This is a genomic window from Ruegeria sp. SATB027 (genome assembly GCF_059613825.1).
Genome location: NZ_JBXWTH010000069.1, coordinates 1 through 5320, shown reverse-complemented (window position 1 = coordinate 5320; position 5320 = coordinate 1). Strand labels below are relative to the sequence as shown.

At 60.5% G+C, this 5320-nt stretch carries 6 protein-coding genes; 5 read left to right on the top strand and 1 reads right to left on the bottom strand.

From position 1 onward, the window contains the following. Nucleotides 1–233 (top strand): hypothetical protein (locus tag AC2FPW_RS17530; protein WP_496814768.1); only part of this gene is annotated, 233 nt, incomplete at its 5' end. 132 nt (nt 234–365) lie between these two features. Here AC2FPW_RS17530 and AC2FPW_RS17525 read toward each other — a convergent pair. Next, nucleotides 366–1562 (bottom strand): Zn-dependent hydrolase, encoded by a 1197-nt coding sequence (locus AC2FPW_RS17525; protein ID WP_496814767.1) that lies wholly within the window; start codon nt 1560–1562, stop codon nt 366–368. Between the two features lie 139 nt (nt 1563–1701). On the opposite strand from AC2FPW_RS17525, the gene AC2FPW_RS17520 reads away from it, so the two are divergent. The 4 genes from AC2FPW_RS17520 to AC2FPW_RS17505 are packed head-to-tail and all read left to right on the top strand — an operon-like array spanning nt 1702 to nt 5201. After that, nucleotides 1702–2352, top strand: a complete 651-nt coding sequence (locus AC2FPW_RS17520) for a histidine phosphatase family protein (RefSeq protein WP_480489466.1) — start codon at nt 1702–1704, stop codon at nt 2350–2352. 18 nt (nt 2353–2370) lie between these two features. Continuing rightward, on the top strand, nt 2371–2985 hold the full coding sequence (locus AC2FPW_RS17515; RefSeq protein WP_480833353.1) for a glutathione S-transferase family protein: 615 nt from the start codon (nt 2371–2373) through the stop codon (nt 2983–2985). A gap of 14 nt (nt 2986–2999) precedes the next feature. After that, nucleotides 3000–4055: a saccharopine dehydrogenase gene (locus tag AC2FPW_RS17510; RefSeq protein WP_496814766.1), complete on the top strand. Its 1056-nt coding sequence runs from the start codon at nt 3000–3002 to the stop codon at nt 4053–4055. A 3-nt stretch (nt 4056–4058) separates the two neighbouring features. Further along, complete coding sequence (locus AC2FPW_RS17505; protein ID WP_496814765.1) at nt 4059–5201, top strand: saccharopine dehydrogenase family protein; 1143 nt, start codon at nt 4059–4061, stop codon at nt 5199–5201. Nucleotides 5202–5320: the final 119 nt, after the last annotated feature.

Genomic DNA, 5320 nt, shown 5'->3' with positions numbered 1-5320 from the left:
CACCCGGCAAAATCAACCATCTTGCCGCCCAACTCAACGTGAAGCCCAAAAAGCGGCGTGCGTCTAATCTCGGTCATCTTGGATACCTTTTCGTATCTTTCTGTTTGGAACGCATTCCCGTCAGTCTGCCTCAAGTAGTCAATATTGCAACGATTCCGGTCAACTTGCGAACCGGCGCGCCGCCTGTGGGGCAAGTCTGTATACGGGCGTATGCATCCATTGCGTTCCTATAGGAAACTTTTTTCCGTTAGGCAACATTTGTCATTTGGCCTCTGCAAGGGTTTGCCGATCAAAGCTTTGAACGCGACGATAACACCAGGCAAGCCGACTGCAATGGCCTGAAAAAACGGTATTTTGCCTGCACCTTATCGCGCCTGTCCGTCAAGTGACTGCACTGCGAGATCCAGCACCCTCAGCCCGGCGACAAGATCGCTTTCGACGGTATCTTCGGCAAAATCGTGGCTGATACCGTTGATCGAGGGCACGAACAGCATCGCAACGGGCATCAGGCGCGACACGTTTGTGGCATCGTGCAACGCGCCCGACGGCATCCTGCGCCATTTGCCGGGGGCCACCTGTTCGGCCCCATGTTCCAGCGCCGCGCGCAGCGTCTGATCCATCGTGACGGGTTCCAACCCGAGCAAAGGGCCGTAGGTCAGCACCATGTCCTGTTCGCTGGCTATTTCCTGCGCTGTGGTACGGATGATCTCCTCCATCCGCGACAGCCGATCCGGATCGCCATCGCGCCACTGCATCGAGAACCGCGCCCGACCCGGCACGATGGACGACGCATTGGGGTGAAGATCGACCCGCCCGATGGTCCAAACGGTTTGTGGTGTCACCACGTTGCGAAACCGTTCGTTGAGGCGCGTGTTGAACAGTGACAACGCCTGAAACGCGTCCCGGCGCAAATGCATCGGTGTGGTGCCCGCGTGATTCTGCTGCCCTTCGAAAGTGACCGACATGTCCCGGATGCCGACGATATCGGTGACGACACCGATCTGCTCGTTCGCAGCGTCCAGAGAAGGGCCCTGTTCGATATGCATCTCGACAAAACCGCTGAACCGCGCGGGATCGACAAAACCCTGCGACAGGTTCGCCATGGAAGATCGGGCCTCGCCAAAGCTGATGCCAGAACCGTCGGTCAACACATCGGCCTTGTCCAGAGGCAGACCGCCGGACCAGACCGCCGAGCCCGTGGTCACACCGAACCGGCCTTCTTCGTCCTGAAAACTGACGACCGAGATCGGCTGGTCGCTGGACCGCGCGATCTCGAGCGCGGCGATCACGCCGAGCGCGCCATCCAGCCAGCCGCCTTCGGGCTGGCTGTCGGAATGCGACCCCATGAGCAGAGAGCGGCCGGGCGCCAACCCGAACAGGTTGCCGACCGGGTCGAAATGCGGTGTCAGACCTGCATCGGCCATACGGTCCGCCAGCCATTGGCGCGCCGCGATATCCGCCTTGGAATAGGCTGGTCGGATGACCCCTTTGCCCACTCCTGAGGCACCGAATTCACGCAGCTTGTGCAGATCCTCCAGAAAACGCGTGTGATCGACGGCCATGAATCCCTCCGGGCGCAGTTGGTCAGGGCGACCATAGCCAGAAACCGGACAGCTGCGAATGTTTTTCCGGTGAGATCAAGAAACCCCTCTGGTCCCGGCAGGGAACCTGCCCTAAGACTTCGGCGCAAGAGGGAGCGACATGTCACATATCACATTGGTGCGGCACGGGCAGGCAAACACGACGGCGCGCGACGAAGCAAGCTATGACAAGCTGAGCGATCTGGGCCATCAACAGGCTCGCTGGCTGGGCGCGCATCTGCGTGACACCCGCAGCCACTATACACGCGTCTATTGTGGCACCCTGACCCGCCATACCGAGACGGTCACCAGCATGGGATTGGCTGATCCTGTCTGCGACGCACGGCTGAACGAGATCGAGTATTTCACCCTTGCACAGCTGTTCGAAGAACAGCACGGCGTCGAAATCCCGACCGATCGCGAGGGATTTGTCGAACACCTGCCCAAAACCTTCGCGGCCTGGGCCAGCGGAAAGATCGAGAACGCGCCGGAATCCTTCGACGCGTTCGAAGCCCGCGTCCGCGATGCATTGCACGAGATCGGGACCGAGGGCGGACCGGCCATCGTCGTGACCTCAGGCGGGTTGATCTCGATGGTGGTGCGGCAGGCGATGGGGTTGGACATCCCGTCGATGGCGCGGGTGGCCCTTGCCATCATGAACACGTCGATGCATCGTCTGCACCCGATTGGCGCACAGCTGAGCCCGGTCCTGTTCAATGCGGTGCCGCATCTGGAAGCACCCGACCGGCAGTTCGCGCAAACCCACCTCTAACCAGATCGGAGATCCCCGATGCAGCTTTATTATGCACCCCGAACCATCTCGGTCGCTGTTGCGATTGCTCTGGAAGAGGCCGGGCTGGACTATGAAGCGATCAAGCTGGACTTTGCCGATGGGGAACAGACAAAACCAGCCTACAAGCAGATCAATCCCAAGGGGCGCGTTCCGGCGCTGGTGGTCGATGGCGGCATCCTGACCGAGACCGGCGCGTTGCTGGAATATATTGCGGTCAAGGCACCCGAGGCCGGGTTGGTACCAGCTGATCCGGTCATGGCCGCCCGCATGCGCGAGGTAATGTTCTATCTGGCCTCGACCATGCATGTGAACCACGCCCACAAGCTGCGCGGGCATCGCTGGGCCGACAAGAAATCCAGCTGGAAAGACATGACGGACAAGGTCTCGCAAACGATGACGGCATCTTGCGACTATATCTCGTCAAACGGGTTGCGCGGGCCGTTTGTTCTGGGGGACGCGTTCTCTCTGGCCGATGCCTATCTTTATGTGGTTTGCAGCTGGCTGGAAGGCGACGGCGTCGATGTCTCGGCATTCCCCAAAATTCTCGCCTTCCGCAAGGCGATGGAGGCACGGCCTTCGGTTCAGGCGGTGCGCGCTGCCGGGATGCTCTGACAAAAGGAAATAAGATGACACATCTCTGGGTCAGGGCGGAACAGCGCCCGAACGAGGAACGGGTGGGGCTGACACCCGAAGGGGCCGCGGCACTGATCGCCGCAGGTCTCCGCGTGACGGTCGAGGAAAGCCATGTCCGCGCTATTCCGATTGATGGCTACAAGGACGCTGGCTGTGCAATCGCGGCTGAGAATTCGTGGCCCGAAGCCCCGCTGGATGCGATCATCTTTGGCCTCAAGGAACTGCCCGAAGATGGCACTCCCCTGCCCCATCGCCACATCATGTTCGGCCACGCCTATAAGGGCCAGCATTCGGGTCGCGCGCTGCTGGAGCGGTTCAAGGCAGGGGGCGGTACGCTTTATGATCTGGAATACCTGGTGAGCGAAGACGGCCGCCGGGTTGCCGCCTTTGGCTATTGGGCTGGTTATGCAGGCGCTGCGGTAACGCTCAAGACATGGGCGGCGCAACAACGGGGCGAGGAATGCCCGCCGGTTGAGGTGTATGCAGGCAAAGACGTTCTGAACGCCGAATTGCTGGCCGAGTTGGACGCGACCAGAGCCCCACGCCCCCGCGCCATCGTCATCGGTGCACTGGGTCGCGTGGGTACGGGGGCCGCAGACCTGTGCGACGCGATGGGCGTCGACGTCACCAAATGGGACATGGCGGAAACCGCAAGCGGCGGGCCGTTTCCCGAAATTCTGGACCACGACCTGTTCCTGAACTGCATCTTCGCGCGCCCCGGAACCCCGGTCTTTGTTCCGCGTGAGGCGTTGACTGCCCCGCGCAACCTGACCGCCATCGGCGATGTCGCCTGCGACCCGGACAGTGATTACAACCCGGTGCCGGTCTATGACCGTGCAACCACATGGGACGCGCCTGCTTTGCGCGTGGCAACCGATCCGGTGATGGACGTGATGGCCATCGATAACCTGCCGTCGATGCTGCCGGTCGAAAGTTCGGAAGATTATGCGGCACAGCTTTTGCCGTCGCTTCTGACCCTGACCCATCTGGACAGCGGCGTCTGGGGTCGGGCAGAAGCGATTTACAAAACACATATCGAAGGGATCTGAGCGATGACGATTCACTGGTGTGGCACCGGCCTGTCGGCCATCCCCGGCCTGCGCCGTCTGATCGAAGGTGGCCACAAGGTCACCGTCTGGAACCGGACGATCGAAAAAGCCAAGGCCGAGGTCGGAGACCTGACCGACGATATTCGCGCCTTCGACATCGACGCTCTGGGTGATGTGCTTGGAAAGGGCGACGTGATCGTGTCCATGCTGCCGGGCGACTGGCACGTACCACTGGCGGAACTGGCGATTGCCAAGCAGGCCAATTTCGTGTCGTCGTCTTACATCGCGCCCGAAATGCGCGCACTGGACGACAAGGCGCGCGAGGCCGGTGTGGCGCTGGTCAACGAAGTTGGTCTGGATCCGGGCATCGACCACCTGATGGCGCATGCACTGGTCGATGACTATCGCGCCTCGGATGTGTTCGATCCGCAAAACCACCTGAGCTTTATTTCGTATTGCGGTGGCATTCCCAAAATCCCGAACCCGTTCCGCTACAAGTTCAGCTGGTCGCCGTTGGGTGTGCTCAAGGCGCTTCGGTCGCCTTCAAAGTCGATCCGAGACTATGCCCCGCTGGACGTTGCCCGCCCGTGGGATGCGATCAGCAGCTATATCGCGCCGCTGCCAACGCCGGAAAGTTTCGAGGTCTATCCCAACCGCGACTCGATCCCGTTCAAGGCGCAGTACCAGTTCGAGGATCACTGGCCCGTCAGGGAATTTGTCCGCGGCACCCTGCGCCTGAACGGCTGGGCGGATGCGTGGTCGGACGTGTTCCGTGAAATCGAAACCCTGTCGGGCCCGGAAGGGGATGCGCGTCTGAAAGAGATGTCCGACCAGTTCTGGAGCGAAAACGCCTATGACGAGGATGAGCCCGACCGCGTTGTGCTGTGTGTTGGACTGAAAGCCGAGAAAGACGGCGTTCCTGTCTGGCACAAGACCTATGTCATGGACGCTTGGGGCGACGAGCGCGGTACAGCAATGGCGCGCCTGGTTTCGATCCCGGTTTCACTTGCCGTCGAGGCCGTTATGAACCGCGCCATCCCCGCAGGTGTTTACGCAGCCCCAAGCGACCCAAAACTGGTACAAGGCTGGATGGCCGAGATCGACCGGCTGGCCCAGCACTTACAGATCGTGGATCATACGGCCTGATCGCACCCAAAAAGCCATTCCAGAGTTTCTGGAATGGCTTTTTTGACGGATGTATTTGACAAGAGCTTTTTCAGGTTCCGTGCGTCTATTTTTGGGTGATCTACCGAGGTGAGACTGGC

What these genes read in the sequence shown, in the direction of transcription:
- AC2FPW_RS17520 (WP_480489466.1), top strand. Translation starts at nt 1,702, where the DNA reads ATGTCACATATCACATTGGTGCGGCACGGGCAGGCAAACACGACGGCG.
- AC2FPW_RS17510 (WP_496814766.1), top strand. Translation starts at nt 3,000, where the DNA reads ATGACACATCTCTGGGTCAGGGCGGAACAGCGCCCGAACGAGGAACGG.
- AC2FPW_RS17515 (WP_480833353.1), top strand. Translation starts at nt 2,371, where the DNA reads ATGCAGCTTTATTATGCACCCCGAACCATCTCGGTCGCTGTTGCGATT.
- AC2FPW_RS17505 (WP_496814765.1), top strand. Translation starts at nt 4,059, where the DNA reads ATGACGATTCACTGGTGTGGCACCGGCCTGTCGGCCATCCCCGGCCTG.
- AC2FPW_RS17525 (WP_496814767.1), bottom strand. Translation starts at nt 1,562, where the DNA reads ATGGCCGTCGATCACACGCGTTTTCTGGAGGATCTGCACAAGCTGCGT.